At 71.8% G+C, this 14272-nt stretch carries 11 protein-coding genes; 4 read left to right on the forward strand and 7 right to left on the reverse strand.

The genetic code is table 11. The annotated features are described in order from the left end of the window. Positions 1-147: 147 nt before the first annotated feature. Entirely contained in the window at positions 148-1065 is a 918-nt protein-coding gene (yidC, locus tag ACIBMZ_RS18225) for a membrane protein insertase YidC (RefSeq protein WP_396695370.1), read from the forward strand. Between the two features lie 61 nt (positions 1066-1126). Here yidC and ACIBMZ_RS18230 read toward each other — a convergent pair whose 3' ends face one another. From ACIBMZ_RS18230 to ACIBMZ_RS18245, 4 genes are read right to left on the reverse strand one after another with little or no spacing between them, the layout of a single operon-like run. Then, on the reverse strand, positions 1127-3457 hold the full coding sequence (locus tag ACIBMZ_RS18230) for a beta-glucosidase (RefSeq protein WP_396695150.1): 2331 nt from the start codon (positions 3455-3457) through the stop codon (positions 1127-1129). Positions 3458-3516: 59 nt separating this feature from the next. Next, the gene (locus tag ACIBMZ_RS18235) at positions 3517-4374 is read right to left on the reverse strand and encodes a carbohydrate ABC transporter permease (protein ID WP_396695152.1); all 858 of its coding nucleotides are present in this window, start codon (positions 4372-4374) and stop codon (positions 3517-3519) included. 1 nt (position 4375) lies between these two features. Then, positions 4376-5380, reverse strand: coding sequence for a carbohydrate ABC transporter permease (locus tag ACIBMZ_RS18240; RefSeq protein WP_396695154.1), 1005 nt, complete (start codon positions 5378-5380; stop codon positions 4376-4378). Beyond that, positions 5377-6684 (reverse strand): extracellular solute-binding protein, encoded by a 1308-nt coding sequence (locus tag ACIBMZ_RS18245; protein WP_396695156.1) that lies wholly within the window; start codon positions 6682-6684, stop codon positions 5377-5379. Before ACIBMZ_RS18245 ends, ACIBMZ_RS18240 begins: the two co-directional genes overlap by 4 nt. A 137-nt stretch (positions 6685-6821) precedes the next feature. Here ACIBMZ_RS18245 and ACIBMZ_RS18250 point away from each other — a divergent pair, with 137 nt between their 5' ends. Both ACIBMZ_RS18250 and ACIBMZ_RS18255 read left to right on the forward strand, forming a co-directional pair. Next, positions 6822-7829: a LacI family DNA-binding transcriptional regulator gene (locus ACIBMZ_RS18250; protein WP_396695157.1), complete on the forward strand. Its 1008-nt coding sequence runs from the start codon at positions 6822-6824 to the stop codon at positions 7827-7829. A gap of 151 nt (positions 7830-7980) precedes the next feature. Beyond that, entirely contained in the window at positions 7981-9009 is a 1029-nt protein-coding gene (locus ACIBMZ_RS18255; protein WP_396695159.1) for a hypothetical protein, read from the forward strand. A gap of 54 nt (positions 9010-9063) precedes the next feature. On the opposite strand, the gene ACIBMZ_RS18260 is transcribed toward ACIBMZ_RS18255, so the two are convergent. The 3 genes from ACIBMZ_RS18260 to ACIBMZ_RS18270 are packed head-to-tail and all read right to left on the reverse strand — an operon-like array spanning position 9064 to position 11484. Beyond that, positions 9064-9528, reverse strand: coding sequence for a hypothetical protein (locus tag ACIBMZ_RS18260; protein WP_396695160.1), 465 nt, complete (start codon positions 9526-9528; stop codon positions 9064-9066). Then, positions 9503-10135: an RNA polymerase sigma factor gene (locus ACIBMZ_RS18265; RefSeq protein WP_396695162.1), complete on the reverse strand. Its 633-nt coding sequence runs from the start codon at positions 10133-10135 to the stop codon at positions 9503-9505. The genes ACIBMZ_RS18260 and ACIBMZ_RS18265 overlap by 26 nt, the downstream gene beginning before the upstream one ends. Before the next feature lie 32 nt (positions 10136-10167). Beyond that, positions 10168-11484 (reverse strand): S8 family peptidase, encoded by a 1317-nt coding sequence (locus ACIBMZ_RS18270; protein ID WP_396695163.1) that lies wholly within the window; start codon positions 11482-11484, stop codon positions 10168-10170. Positions 11485-11649: 165 nt separating this feature from the next. Between ACIBMZ_RS18270 and ACIBMZ_RS18275 the strand changes: the two genes are divergently transcribed. Beyond that, on the forward strand, positions 11650-14271 hold the full coding sequence (locus ACIBMZ_RS18275; protein WP_396695165.1) for a CHAT domain-containing protein: 2622 nt from the start codon (positions 11650-11652) through the stop codon (positions 14269-14271). The last annotated feature ends 1 nt before the right edge of the window (position 14272 follow it).

Here is a 14272-nt window from a genome sequence, read left to right on the forward strand (position 1 = left end):
TGCCGCTCCTCGGCGACCGCTGCTGACACGTCCCGCCCGTCATCAGTCTCGTCGTGTTCCGAGGAGTACCCACATGCCCGATCCGTCCGTTCTCCGCCACCCGTACGTCACCGGGGTCCTCCGGTGAGCGCCCTGTTCAGCCCACTCATGGCGGTCGTCTACGGCGCCATCTCGGCCGTCCTGCTGTTCTGGCACGGCGCCTGGCAGATGCTCTTCGGCGACGCCGCCGCGCTCGGCACCGACTGGGCGTGGGTGCTGGGCATCGTCTTCCTGGTGCTGACCGTCCGGGGCGTGCTGTTCCCGGTCTACGTCAGGCAGATCAAGTCGCAGCGCGCCATGCAGGCGCTCCAACCGCGCATCAGGGAGATCCAGGAGAGGCACAAGGACGACCGGGAGACCATGCAGAAGGAGTTGCTGGAGCTCTACCGCACGGAGAAGGCCAACCCGCTGATGGGTTTCCTGCCGATGCTGGTGCAGATTCCGGTCTTCCTGGGCCTGTTCCACGTGCTGCGTCATCTCAAGCCGACCATGCCGGAGCACATGAAGACGCTGTACGGCTGGACCGTCACCCAGTTCGACAGCGCGTCGTCGGCGACGTTGTTCGGCGCGCCGATCGCCGCCAGCCTCCGGTCCGGCGCGCAGGAACTGTCGCTGCTCGGCGCGGACGGCACGACCGTCCGGATCGTCGCCGCGCTCCTGATCGTCACGATGATCGCCACGACCTACCTGAGCAGCCGGCAGATGATCCTGCGGACCGGATGGGCCGAGGACCCGCCGCAGCGGATGGTGCAGCGGCTGATGCTCTACGGCATCCCGTTCTCGCTGCTCGTCTCGGGCCTGATCTTCCCGATCGGCGTGGTCATCTACTGGGTGACCACGAACCTGTTCTCCCTCGCCCAGCAGACCTGGGTGCTGCGGAAGTACCCGCCGCCGACCAGCGGTACGCCGAAGGCCACGGCTGCCGCCCGGCGTGACGGGGGCACCCCGGCCCCCGCCAGGTCGCTCGCCCCCAAGGTCGGCGCGAAGCCGACCACCTCCCGCAGGGGCGCGTCGCGCGGCCGATAGACGCCGAGATCCCGGTACGCCGCCTCGCCCGGCGGCGTACCGGGATCACCGGCAACAGACGTCAGCGCACGTCGGTCGTGGTCCAGCGCGGCGACGCGTTGGTCACCACGGCGGTGTCGCCGACCAGCGTGGTACGCGCCTCGGCGTCCCGACGCACACTGCTGCCCACCCACAGGTCGACGTCGCCGGGCTCCACCACGCGGGTGAGGCTCCGGTCGGAGAAGGCCAGCCGGGTGGTGGGCACCGTCAACTCGACCGTCACCGACTGGCCCGGCTCCAGGTGCACCCGGCGGTAGCCGAGCAACTGGGCCACCGGCCGGGTCACCGAGGCGACCAGGTCACGACCGTAGAGCTGGACCACCTCGTCGCCGGCCACCGCACCGGTGTTGGTGAGCCGGACGGTCACCGGCACCGCCCCGTCGGTCGGCACCGTGGCGGGAACGGTCAGGTCGGCGTACTCGAAGGTGGTGTAGGACAGGCCGTGACCGAACGGGGCCACCGGGATCGCCGGCAGGTTGGTCACCTCGTTGCCCTCGCCCAGGGTGGGGTGCAGGTACGAGAACGGCTGCGCCCCGGCCGAACCGGGCAGGCTGACCGGCAGCCGCCCGGACGGGTTGACCCGCCCGGAGAGCACCCCGACGATGGCGCCCGCGCCCTCCTCGCCGGGGAAGAACGCCTGCACCACGGCCGCGCAGCGGTCCACCGCCCACCCGATCGCGTACGGCCGGCCGGTGAGCAGCACCAGCACCACCGGCGTACCGGTGGCCAGCACCGCCTCCACCAGCTCGCGCTGCACACCGGGCAGTTCCAGGTCCTCCCGGTCGCAGCCCTCGCCGACCGTGCCGCGCCCGAACAGCCCCGCGTGGTCGCCGACCACCAGGACCGCCACGTCCGCCGCCGCGGCGACGGCCGCCGCCTCGTCGAGGCCGGACCGGTCCGCCGAGTCCACGTCGCAGCCGCGCGCCCAGCTCACCTGGTCGGTGCCGAACTCGGCGCGGGCCGCCGCGAGGACGGTGGGCACCTCGATGCCGGTCTCCACGTCCGGGTGCTGCACGAGCACGTGGTTCAGGAACGAGTAGCAGCCGAACAGCGCACCCTCCCGGTCCGCGTTCGGCCCGACCACCGCCACCCGCCGCCCGGCCGGCAGCGGGAGTACGCCCTGGTTGGCGACCAGGACGACGGACTTCTCGGCGAGCCGGCGAGCGATCGACCGGTGCTCCGGGGAGTCGAGGTCGACCGGTTGCGGCTCGTCGTCGAAGGTGGCGTCGAGGAGCCCGATCGCCTCCTTCTGACGCAGCACCCGCAGCACCGCCCGGTCCACGATCGCCTCGTCGAGCCGGCCCGAGCGCACCGACTCGGCCACCGTCAGGTAGGCGTCCCCGGTCGGCAGTTCGATGTCGACACCGGCGGTCAGCGCCTGCACCGCCGCGTCGGCGTGGTCGGCCGCGACGTGGTGTAGCAGGTTCAGGAAGGCCACGCCGAAGTAGTCGGCGACCACCGTCCCGTCGAAGCCCCACCGGTCCCGCAGGATCCCGGTCAGCATCGTCGGGTCGGCCGCCACCGGTACGCCGTCGATCTCCGCGTACGAGTGCATGACCGACCGCGCGTCGCCGTCCAGGATCGCCATCTCGAACGGCGGGAACAGCACGTCGGCGAGTTCCCGGGGGCCGGCGTGCACCGGGGCGAAGTTGCGCCCCGCGCGGGAGGCGGAGTAGCCGGCGAAGTGCTTGAGCGTGGCCAGCACCCCCTGCGCCTGGAGTCCCCGCACGTACGACGTGCCGAGCGTGCCGACCAGGTACGGGTCCTCGGCGATGCACTCGTCGACCCGTCCCCACCGGGGATCGCGGATCACGTCGAGCACCGGGGAGAGTCCCTGGTGGATGCCGAGTGCCCGCATGGACGACCCGATCGCCTCGGCCATCTCGGTGACGAGGTCCGGGTCGCAGGCCGCGCCCCAGGCCAGTGGAGTGGGATAGGTGGCCGCCTTCCACGCGGAGAGCCCGGTGAGGCACTCCTCGTGGACGATCGCCGGGATGCCGAGTCGGGTGCCGGTCACCAGGTCGGACTGGAACTTCCACAACCAGGACGCGCGGGCCGCAGCGTCGACCGGCCGGGTGCCGTACGCCCGGGTGAGGTGCCCGAGTCCGTGCCGCGAGAAGGTCTCCAGCTTGCCGACGTCGGCGAACTCGCCCTGCAACGGCGCGACCGCCTCGCCCTCCTCCTTCTCCCAGAAGCCGACGAGCTGGGCGACCTTCTCCTCGATGGTCATCCGCCCGAGCAGCTCACGGACCCGTGCCTCGCCGTCCGGCCGGTCGGACCGGTCGTGGCGGTCGTGGCCCGGACCCGGTTGTGCCGGGACCGGTGCGCCGACCACGCCGTGGACCTCAGTCATGCTGTGCTTTCCCCTTTGTGTTGTGCTGGTGCCGCGTGGCCCTCGTCGAGCCGCGCCGCTCAGCCCTTGACCGCGCCCTGCAGGCCACCGACGATCTGCTTCTCGGCGAACGTGAAGAAAAGAAGTGCCGGCAGCATTGCCAGCGAGGTGAAGGCGAGGATTCCGGCCGTGTCCGAGGTGTACTGGCTGGAGAAGTTCTGTACGCCCAGCGGCAGGGTGTGCAGGCTGGCGTCACCGAGCACGAGCAACGGCAGGAGGAAGGCGTTCCAGCTCGCCACGAACGCGAGGATCCCGACGGTGACGAGGGCGGGACGCGACAGCGGGAGCATGATGCGCCAGAGGAATCCGAGCCGACCGGTGCCGTCGATCGCGGCGGCGTCCTCCAGCTCACGCGGGATCGCGGAGAGGAAGGGACGCAGGATCACGATGGTCAACGGCAACGAGAAGGCGATCTGCGGCAGGATCACCGCGTAGTAGGAGTTGATCAGATTCAGGTCGCGAAGCATGAGGTAGAGCGGCAGGATCGCCGCGCCGGCCGGGAACAGCAGGCCGAGGGTGAAGAAGGTGTAGAGCACCTCCCGGCCGCGGAAGGTGTACCGGGCCAGCACGAACGCGGCGCAGACCCCGAGCAGGACGACGCCGAGCGTGGTGCCGAATGCGATCACCGCGCTGTTGAACGCCTGCGTCCAGAAGCCGCTCTTGGTCAGCACCCGGGCGTAGTTGTCGAAGACCCACGGGTCGGGCAGGCCGGCCGGGTTCGCGACGATCTGCGGGGTGGTGCGGAAGCCGCCGATGATGACGTACAGCACCGGGACGATCGACACCGCCGCGACCGCGAGGGCCAGCGCGTAGGTGAGGGGGTTGCCCCACGACACCGGGCGACGCCGGGGCGGGGGCAGAGTGGCGTTGGCGGTCACGTCAGTTCGCCCTTCCGGTCGTGGCACCCTGGATGTCGCGGCGGAGCAGGAACCGCTGGAACAGCAGCGCCGCGACGAACGAGATGACGAAGAGGATCACCGCCACCGCGTTGCCGTACCCCCAGAGCCGGGCGAAGAACCCGTTGTCCACCATGTAGGTGGCCATGGTGGCGGAGGCGCCGAGCGAGCGGACGGCGGGTACCGAGGTCACCCAGATGACGTCGAAGACCTGCAACGAGCCGATCATCGACAGGAACATCCAGATCCGGATGGTGGGGCCGAGCAGCGGCAGGGTGACGTGCCGCTGGATCTGCCACCAGCTCGCGCCGTCGATGGCGGCGGCCTCGTGCAGCTCCTGCGGCACGTTGGACAGGCCGGCGAGCAGCAGGATGATGGCGAAGCCGACGTACTTCCAGGTGAGCACGAACAGCAACGTCCAGATCACGATGTCCAGGTCGGCCAGCCATGCCTGCACCAGGCCGCCCAGGCCGATCGACTGGAACAGCGCGTCCAGGCTGCCGCCCGGGGTCAGGATCAGCTTCCACATGATGCCGACGGTGACCTCGGCCAGCACGTACGGCACGAACGCCAGCAGGCGGAACAGCGTGCGGCCCCGGAAGTGCCGGTTGAGCAGCAGGGCCACGCCGAGGGCGACCGGCCCCTGTAGCAGCAGCGAGCCGAAGACGATGATGGCGTTGTTGCGCAGGGCGTCGAGGAAGATCGGGTCCTGGAACGCCATGACGTAGTTGTCGAAGCCGATGTACTCGGTGGGCGGTCCGACCCCACGCCAGCGGAAGAGGCTGTAGTAGAAGGCGAAGCCCATCGGCACCAGGACGAACATCACGTAGACGATGATCGCCGGGGTGGTGAGACCGATGATCTCGTACCACTTGCGTCGGGTCTCGGCGGCCCGGTCCTTGGAGGGGCGTCGGACGGGCCGGAGCCCCGCCGGCGGCGCGGAGGCACCGCCGGCAGGGTCCAGTGTGGTGGGGTTGGTGGCGGTCACTTGCGCGCGGCCGCCTTCATCGCGTCGACGACCTGCTCGGGCGTCCCGTTGCCAGCGAAGATGGCGACGATCGCGTCATTCATCGCGTTACCGACGGTGCTGCCGAACGCGGTGTCCAGCCAGAGCTGCACGTAGGTCGCACCGGTGGTCGCCTCCAGGATGGAGCGCAGAGCCGGGTCCTCGACGCCGTCCTCGGCACCCTTGGCGACGGGCAGGCCGGTGCCGGTCTGCGCGTAGCCCTTCTGCACCTCGGGGCTGACGATGTACTTGAGGAACTCGACGCACTCGCCCGGGGCGTTCTTGGCGCAGGCGAAACCGTCGCCACCGCCGAGCGCCGCCTTCGGGTCACCGGCGGAGCCGGAGATCGCCGGCACCGGGAACCAGCCAAGGAACTTGTCGAGCGCCTCCTTGTCGTTGGTCACCGTCTCCAGCGAGCCCTTGTTCCAGTCGCCCATCAGCTCCATGGCGGCCTTGCCGTTGGCGAGCAGACCGTTGGCGCTGGTCGGGTCGTTCTGACCCGGGGTGGCGATGAAGTTGTCCTGGAACGGCTTGGTGTCGATGAAGGTCTTGAGGTCCTGGCCGGCCTTCACGAAGCACGGGTCGTCGAAGACCGTGTCGGTGCTGGCCTTCTTCAGCGTGTCCACCGAGCAGGCGCGCAGGGCGAAGTTGTACCACCAGTGCGCGGCGGGCCACTTGTCACCGGCGCCCAGCGCGATCGGAATCACGTTGATCGCCTTGAGCTTGGTGACCGCGTCGTTCAGCTCTTCGAACGTGGTCGGCGGGGCGGCGATGCCGGCCCGCTGGAACATGTCCTTGTTGTACCAGATGCCCTCGATGCCCATCCGGTACGGCAGACCGTACTGCTTGCCGTCCACCTGCCAGATCTCGGCGGCGCTACCGATGTTGTCGACCTCCGACTTCACCTGCTCGGTGATGTCCTTGAGGTAGTCGGCCTCGACCTGCTCGCGGATCTCGCCGCCGCCCCACGCCTGGAAGATGTCCGGCGGGTCGTTGCTCAGCAGCGCGGCGGGCAGCCGGGTGCGTTGGAGCTGGTTGGTCTCGATCCCCTCGATTTCGATCTTGACCGTCGGGTGGAGTGCGGTGAAGTCGGCGGCGACCTTCTCCCAGTAGGTCTTGCCGGGACCGTCCTGGGAGGCGTTGTGCCACCAGGTCAGGGTCACCGGGTTCTTGAACAGCTCACTCTCCGGAGCTTCGGACTCACCCCCGCCGCCGCATCCGGCGGCAAGCAGTGCGGTGGTGATGGACAGCGCTATAGCGGTGGTTACGCGGCGCTTCAAAGCCATCGGTATCTCCTCGACATTCGTCGCGGTGCTCGGCCTGCCGGGGAGTTTTACAGCCGTGTAACCCGGTGTCAATCGGTGTCGATAACGTTTTCGACTCGCCGTACGCGGCGCTCGTTGAGCCCTCTATCATCGTCGGCGTGGCGTTCCCGCAGCGTGTCAACATGTCGGACGTGGCCCGTGCGGCCGGCGTCTCGGTCGCAACCGTATCCAAGGTGGTAAATGGCCGGTACGGCGTGGCGCAGGCGACCGTGGAGCGGGTTCAGCAGGTCATCCACCAACTCGGATACGAGGCCAGCCTCGGCGCGCAGAGCCTGCGCAGTCACCGCACGAACGTGCTGGGCATCCTGGTGGCCGAGTTCGAGCCGTTCTCCACCGAGTTGCTCAAGGGCGCCTCGTCGGAGGTCACCGGCACCGGCTACCAGTTGCTGGCGTACTCCAGCGGTGACGTGGCCGGCGCCGCCGTCGGCTGGGAACGTCGCTCGCTGGCCCGACTCTCCGGGACGCTGATCGACGGTGCCGTGATCGTCACCCCCACGGTGGTGGAGACCAAGCAGGGCTTCCACGTGGTGGCCGTCGACCCGCACACCGGGCCGTCCGGCCTGCCCACCGTCGACTCCGACAACTTCGCCGGTGCCGTGCTCGCCACCAACTACCTGCTCTCGCTCGGCCACCGCCGCATCGGGCACATCTCCGGTCGCGCCGACCTGGAGTCGTCCCGCCTGCGCGAGGCGGGCTTCCGACAGGCCATGGCCGACGCGGGCGTGACCGTGGACGAACGACTCGTCCGGGTCGGTGGCTTCCGGATCGAGAGCGCCGCCGGCACCGCCGCCGAACTGCTCGCCCTCCCCGACCGGCCGACCGCGGTCTTCGCCGGCAACGACCTCTCCGCCATCTCGACCATCGACGTGGCGCAGCGCATGGGCCTGTCGGTACCGGACGACGTCTCCGTGATCGGCTTCGACAACGTCCCGGAGTCGGCGCTGACCAACCCGCCCCTGACCACGATCATGCAACCGATCCAGCGGATGGGCGCCGAGGCGCTGCGGCTGCTCGTCGACCTGATCGCCGGGGTGGAGCGCGACATCCACATCCGGCTCCCCACCGAGCTCGTGGTCCGCGCCTCCTGCCGCCCGTTCCCCGCCTGACACCACCGGCAGAGGGAATTCGTCCGTCCTCGCACCATCTGACGACAGGTATCACCAGCCCGGTTGCCGGCTCCTGAACTACGTCATCGCGCCGACACGGTACGTACACACACCGTCACCGGCGCACGCTCCTTCGATAGGAGAACCTGTCATGAGCAGTGCAGGAAGACGAGTCCGCCGCGCCACGGTGGTCGGGCTCACCGCTGCGATGCTGACCGGCCTGCTGGCGGTCACCGCCGCTGCGGCGGTACCGGTCGAGGCGGTCCCGGCCGCCGCCGCGGCGGCGCGTTCCGACGTCTACATCCAGGACACCACCGCCGACGTCGGAGTCGAACCGCACACGCTGAACCCGCTCTGGGCCAGCCCCGACATCAAGGTCTGCCCCACCGCCGTGGAGTGCGCGGTGAGCCAGAACCCGATCGTCGGCGTCACCAACTACCTCTTCATCAAGCTGCGAAACCCCGGCCCGTACGGCTCGGGCAGCAGCAGCGGAGTGCTCCGCGTCTACCGGACCACGCCCGGCGGCGGCGCGGTCTGGCCGACCCACTGGACCCAGATCGGCGCGGCCAACGTGGTGTCCTTCGCCGGCGTCACCACGGTCACCATCCCGTGGACCGGAGTCCCCGGGCCGGGACACTTCTGCCTGCTCGCCCGCTGGGTGTCCGCGACCGACCCGATGACCTTCGAGGGCCCGGACATCAGCACGAACACCCGGTACAACAACAACATCGCGTGGCGCAACGTCGACTCGGTCCGGCTCACCCCGGGCGGACCGTCGGTCGTACGACCCTTCGCCATCGGCAACTCGCTGACCGTCCCGTCCCGGAACGAGGTCGTCTTCGCGGCGGCCGAACCGCTCCAGGGGATCGGCGGGCGAGTCGTCGTCGACCTCGGCCCGGACCTCTTCGAGCGCTGGCGGGCCGGGGGCGCGGTCGGCACGGGTGTCCGAGCGGTCGGCCGGACCCAGGTGGAGATCGTCGAACCCACCAAGGCCAGCCTGGGCAACATCACGCTGAACCCCGGTGAGCGCGCGGAGTTCTCGCTGCTCTTCTCCGCCGCCGCCGACAGCCAGCGGGAGATCTCCTTCACCGTGACCCAGTTCGGTCCGGACACCAGCGGGGCCAGGTCGACCGATCTCGGTGGTGTGCAGTACCTGATCAGCACCGGCAGGCAGGGCTAGCTCGCACCGAGGCGCGGGGTCGTGGGTCGGAGGGGGCCCACGACCCCCGTGGCGTCAGCGCAGGCAGACCCAGTCGGTGGCCACCACGTGCTCGCCGCTGTACGCGCGAAGCTGCACCGGGCCCGTCGGCGGTACCCCGAGCGAGAAGAGACCCACCGCGTCGACCGTCGCCTCGTCGTAGATTCCGCTCATCGTCCGGGCGCTGACCCGGCCCCGGCCGGCCGGTGAGAACTGGCCGACGATGCCGGCGTCGCTCACCTCGATCTCCAGGACGACGTCGGCGCTCCGGAAGCACAGGCTCCGCGCCGAGCCGGACGAGCGGGTGGCCCCGGCGGGCTCCGCCTCGAGCGCCGAGTCGAAGGTCAGCTCAGCCAGGGTCACCCCGGTCTCCGTCGTCCGCCCCGCGAACGCCGCCCGCGCCGCCGTCAGATGCTCCTCGGGCACGCCCTCGGAGTTCCAGAGCGCGGCGACGAGTTCCGCCCTGAGCCTGTCGTCATCGACCGGCGGCCACGGCTCCATCGCGTTCACCCCCCTGCCGTCCGGCGTGCGGCCCCAGTCCCAGGTACGGGGCCAGCACCGCACAGTCACGCAGCCTCCGCAGGCACCGGGCCTGGGTCGGCCCGATGCTGCCGACCGGTACGCCCAACCGCTCGGAAACCTGCCGGTAGCTGGGCGGCGGCTCGGCCATCAACAGCGCGAGCAGTTCCTGGCACCGGGGCGGTAGCTGGGCGAAGCCCTCCCGCAGCGCCTGCCGCCGTTCCGCCCGCAGCAGGTCCTCCTCCGGCGGAGCGGCGTACGGCCAGGTCCCGTGGTAGGCGTCGAGCGCGCCGTCGGAGGGGTCGACCGGCTGGGTGCGCCGGACGAGACGGGACATCCGGTAGCACTCCCGTCTGGTCGTGACGGCCAACCAGGCCGCCAGTGCCTGCGGCTCGCGGACCTGGCCCAGGTGCTCCACCAGGCGCAACCACACGGTCTGGTTGACATCGGCCGCGTCGGCGCCGCTCAGGTCGTGCGACCGGATCACCGAGTACACCAGCGGGGTGTACCGACGCACCAGTTCGACCCAGGCCGACTCGTCCCCATCGGCCGCCTCGGCGACCAGGACGCGTACGTGTCGATCGGTCACCACGACACCGCTCGGTGCTCCGCCGTGCCCGGTCATCCGACGAGCACGCCGTAGTCGGGGTGCCAGCGCGGCGCCGCGAGCAGGGCCAGCCGTGCCCCGTCGGCACTCAGTCCGGCCTCGGTCATCAGGGCGGCGAGTCGGCCGGCGACATGCGCCGTGGCGAACGACGTGCCGGCCCAGGTGGCGTACCGGTGGAACAGCCGGGTCGGTCGTCCGGGCAGCGGCAGCCGCCCCTCGACGTACGTGCTGTCGCGTCGACCGAGGGCGCAGGCGTCGACCCAACCACCCCGGCCGCTGTACTCCGCCGGCACCACCGCACCCGCGGCGCTCACCTCGACGGCCCCGACCGCCAGCACGCGGTCCAGGGCGGCCGGCCAGACCGGACGGTCGACACCGGCGTTGCCCGCCGCGGCCACCACCGCCGTCGTCGGCATCGCGGCCAGCACGTTGGCGAGCGGCAACGAGGGCCGGTCGTCGAGGGTGAAGCCGCCCAGGGACAGGTTCACCACCGACACCTCGCCCGAGAGCCGGCTCAGGGCGGCCACCAGCATCGACTCGTCCCCGACACCGGTCGGCGCGAGCGCCGTCTCGGGATCGAGGCGTACGCCCGGCGCGGCCTGCCGCACCACCCCGGCGACGAACGTGCCGTGACCGCCCTGCGGAGCGAGCACGTCGGTGTGCACGTAGAGCGGGTCCTCGTCGTCGACCTCAGGCAGGTATGCGCCGCCCAGCCACTGCGGGTGTCGGCTGCCCGCCTGCCGGCAGATGCCGGTGTCGCAGATCCCGACCGTCACCCCCGCACCCTCGGCGAGCCGGGACGGATCCGGGGGTGGCAGGGCGGCAAGCGCCCGGGGCGGCCCTCCCGGGTTACCCATGATGTTGCCCAGACCGAGCAGCACGTGGTGCGGTTGGACCACGGGTACCGGCGCTCCGGGCCACTGTCGGGGGTCGCGCAGCTTCGTCACGAGCGCGGGGATGTCGGCCTCCCCGGCGAACAGCAGTCGGCTGACACCGGCGAAGCCGACGCCGAACGTCACCGGGTTGCCGGTGGCCCTGAGCCACGCGGCGACCCGCTGGGCGTCGGCGGGGGCGGTGAGCAACTGCCGGGGTCGGTACAGCATCTCCCGCCCCGGTACGGCGTACCGCCGCACGTTGCGGTCGGCGTCGAGCGTCTCGGCGAACGCGAGCTGGTACGCCTTGTCGTCGGCGGCGTCGTCGCCGAGTGCCGGTGCCGGTCGCACGGTGGCACCCAGGGGCAGCGCCATGGTGGTCAGCGCGGACGCGGCCAGCAGGCGTCGTCGGGACAGCCGGGCGGTGACGGGTGGCGCGGTGGGACGGTCGGGCAGCAAGGGTCCTCCCCAGACGACTCGGGAGGCGGCTCGGCACTGGTGGTCCGGTGCGGCGGGTCCCGGTCTCCGGTCAATTCTTCCAACTGATCGGCACATGTCAATGGCATCCGCCTACTCACTGTCACACGTCGACCACTCGGACGAAATATGGACGACACTCAACGGATGGTGAACCCTGCACCGGTGCCCGACCGCACCGACAGTGCCGCGACCGCCCAGGCGGCCCTCGACACCGTCCAGCGCCGCCCCAGCGAAGCGATCGTGATCGCCGAGCGGGTCCTCGCCGCCGGATCCGACGGGGACGAGCGCTCGACCGCCGACCGCGCCATCGGGCTGGCGCTACGCGAACTCAACGACATGGCCGGCGCCCGGCGGCACCTGCGTCGGGCGGTGCGCCACGCGGGCACGGCCCGGACCCGGGCACTGGCCCGGATGAGCCTCGGGTACGTCCTGGCCAGCTCGGGACACACCGCGGCGGCGCTGCGGGCCGTGACCGCGGCCCTGCCCGAACTGACCGGAGCCGACGCCGGTCGGGCCCGGATGCAGCGGGGGGTGGTGCTGCACTATCGCGGCCGGTACGACGAGGCGGTGCGGGACTACGGCCTCGCCATCGACATCGCCCAACGCGAGGGCGACCTCCTGCTGGAGGCCCGGGCCCGGAACAACCGGGGCCTGCTCAACGCCCACCGGGGCACCACCGGCGGCACCGACGACCTTTCCCGGGCGGCGACCGCCTTCGAGCGGCTCGGCCTCGACCTCGCGGCGGCCGACGCCCGGTGGAACAGCGGGATCGCGGCCGGTCGACGCGGCGACATCGCGGCGGCGCTGCGCTGTTTCGCCGCCGTCGGCGAGGAGTACCGACGCCTCGGCGTGCCCCGACCGGCGCTGCTGCTGGACCGCTTCGAGTTGCTGCTGTCGGTGCCCCTGGTCGACGAGGCGGTGGAGATCGCCGACGTGGCGATCCGGGAGCTGCGCCGCCGGGGCATGGCCTCCGACCTGGCTGAGGCGATGCTGGCCCGGGCCCGGGCCGCGCTGCTCGCCGGTGACCTGACCACCGCCACCGAGGCCGCCGCCGCAGCCCGGACCCGGTTCCGGCGGCAGGGCCGCCGCACCTGGGCGGCGTTCGCCCGGCACGTCGAGCTACGCGCCGAGGTCCGCCGGGGAACCCGGACCACGGCCCTGGTCACCGCGATGATGCGGACCGCCGACCAGCTCGACGACACCGGGTGGTCCGACCCGGCACTGAGCACCCGCATCGACGCCGGCCTGCTGGCCGCCGCGATGGGTCGCCCGGACCGGGCCCGCACGCTGTTCGCCGTCGCCGCCCGCGCGCGGGCCCGGGGCACCGCACCCCGGCGGGCCCAGGGCTGGTATGCCCTGGCGCTGTCCCGCCGACTCGGCGGCGACGCGACGGGTGCGGCCCGCGCGCTTCGCCGTGGACTGGGTGTGCTCGACCGGCACCGGACCTCGCTCGGCGCCACCGAACTGCGGGCCAGCAGCGGCGCGTACGGACAGGAACTGGCGGCCGAGGGCCTGGACATCGCGATCCGGGCCGGTGCACCGGCGCGGGTCCTCGCCTGGACCGAGCGGTGGCGGGCCAACGCGCTGCGGATGCGCCCGGCCCTGCCACCGGACGATCCCGACCTGGTCGCGACGCTGGCCGAACTCCGGCTCGTCAGCGGGCTGCTGGAGGACGCCGTCCTGGCCGGGCGTCCGGTCCGCGCCCTGCGCGGCCGGCAGACCCGACTCGAACAGCACATCCGGGACCTGGCCCGGCGGGCGCCCGGCGCGTCCGGGGTGACCACCCCACCGGGCGTACGTCGGCTGGCCGACCGCCTCGGCTCCCGCGTACTCGTCGAACTCGTGGCCCACGGCGACCGGCTCGGCGCGGTACTGGTCCGCGACGGCCGGGCCAGCCTGCACGACCTCGGGCCGCTCGCCGAGGCGGCGAGGCTGGCCCGGTGGCACCGGTTCGGGCTGCGCCGGCTGATCGTCGGCCGGGATCCGACCGCCGCACGGGCCGGTGCCGAGCACGCTGCGGCGGCACTCGACCGTCAGCTCTTCGATCCGGTGCGACGACGCCTCGGTGACCGTCCCCTGGTCATCGTCCCGGTCGGTGCCCTGCACTCGGTGGGCTGGGCCGGGTTGCCCACCTGCGCCGGGCGCGCCGTCACGGTCGCGCCCTCGGCGACGGTCTGGCTCCAGGCGGACCGTCGCACGGCGGGGGCGGGGCCGCCCGTGCTGGCCTGTGGTCCGCGGCTGGCCGCCGGGCAGGCCGAGGTCGCACGGCTCGCCGAGGTGCTGCCCGGCGCCCGGTCGCTCGTCGGGCCGGACGCCACCGCCGGTGCGCTGACCGCCGCGCTGGACGGTGCCGGCATGGTGCACATCGCGGCCCACGGCACCTTCCGCGCCGACAATCCGCAGTTCTCCACGCTGGAGCTGGCCGACGGGCCGCTGTTCGCCTACGAATGGGAGCGGGTCGCCCGTCCGCCCGGCTGCGTGGTGCTCTCCGCCTGCGAATCGGGGCTGACCGACGTCCGTCCCGGTGACGAGATCATGGGTTTCGCCGCGGTGCTGCTGGCGCTGGGTACCCGGTGTCTGATCGCCACCGTCCTGCCGGTGCCCGCCGAGCCCACCACGGCGCTCATGGTGGACCTGCACCGACGGATGTGGGCGGGCGCCCACCCCGCCTCGGCGCTCGCCGAGGCCCAGCAGGCGTTCGTCGCCTCCGGCGACAGCACCGCCCGGGCCACTGCGGCGGCGTTCGTCTGCCTGGGCGCCGGCTGAG

This window comes from Micromonospora sp. NPDC049900 (assembly GCF_044461025.1).
Lineage (GTDB): Bacteria > Actinomycetota > Actinomycetes > Mycobacteriales > Micromonosporaceae > Micromonospora.

Excerpts from the sequence above, each read along its gene's own strand:
- yidC (WP_396695370.1), top strand. The coding sequence starts at position 148 with ATGGCGGTCGTCTACGGCGCCATCTCGGCCGTCCTGCTGTTCTGGCAC.
- ACIBMZ_RS18230 (WP_396695150.1), bottom strand. The coding sequence starts at position 3,457 with ATGACTGAGGTCCACGGCGTGGTCGGCGCACCGGTCCCGGCACAACCG.
- ACIBMZ_RS18245 (WP_396695156.1), bottom strand. The coding sequence starts at position 6,684 with ATGGCTTTGAAGCGCCGCGTAACCACCGCTATAGCGCTGTCCATCACC.
- ACIBMZ_RS18255 (WP_396695159.1), top strand. The coding sequence starts at position 7,981 with ATGAGCAGTGCAGGAAGACGAGTCCGCCGCGCCACGGTGGTCGGGCTC.
- ACIBMZ_RS18260 (WP_396695160.1), bottom strand. The coding sequence starts at position 9,528 with ATGGAGCCGTGGCCGCCGGTCGATGACGACAGGCTCAGGGCGGAACTC.
- ACIBMZ_RS18275 (WP_396695165.1), top strand. The coding sequence starts at position 11,650 with ATGGTGAACCCTGCACCGGTGCCCGACCGCACCGACAGTGCCGCGACC.